Annotated in this window: 1 protein-coding gene; it reads right to left on the bottom strand. The window is 66.6% G+C overall.

Features of this window, described 5'->3' with window-relative positions; genetic code table 11:
- Positions 1–353, bottom strand: a 353-nt coding sequence (locus ACG2LG_RS24345) for a hypothetical protein (protein ID WP_396263516.1), incomplete at both ends; no start/stop codon positions are given.

Below are 353 nucleotides of genomic sequence, written 5' to 3'. Positions count from 1 at the left end.
CCGTCGCCCCCGCGATAGCTGTAGGTCCAGGTGCCCCGATTGGTCACGACCGTCTTGCGCCTGCCCTTCGTGTCGAAGCTCGCGTAGCCGAAATCGGGGGCACCGGTGACGTTGCTGTCCGCCGTGGTGATCCGGCCAGTCGGACCGCGTCCCCAAGTCTGAATCACCGGCCCGCGGGTGATGCCGGTAATGCTCCGGTTCCCTGCATGTCGTCCGTAGCTGGCCGAGAAGCCATCCGCGCTCACCCCGCTGATCTCGTCGCTCGCTCCGTTGTAGTGGAGTTGGACCACGTGCGGCGTGAAACCTCCGCCTTCCCGGGTGAGGGTGACCGTTTCCAGCCGCCCGATCGTGTC

It is taken from the genome of Haloferula sp. A504 (genome assembly GCF_044385805.1).
Classification (GTDB): domain Bacteria; phylum Verrucomicrobiota; class Verrucomicrobiia; order Verrucomicrobiales; family Akkermansiaceae; genus Haloferula.
This window is presented reverse-complemented; position numbering and strand designations above follow the sequence as displayed.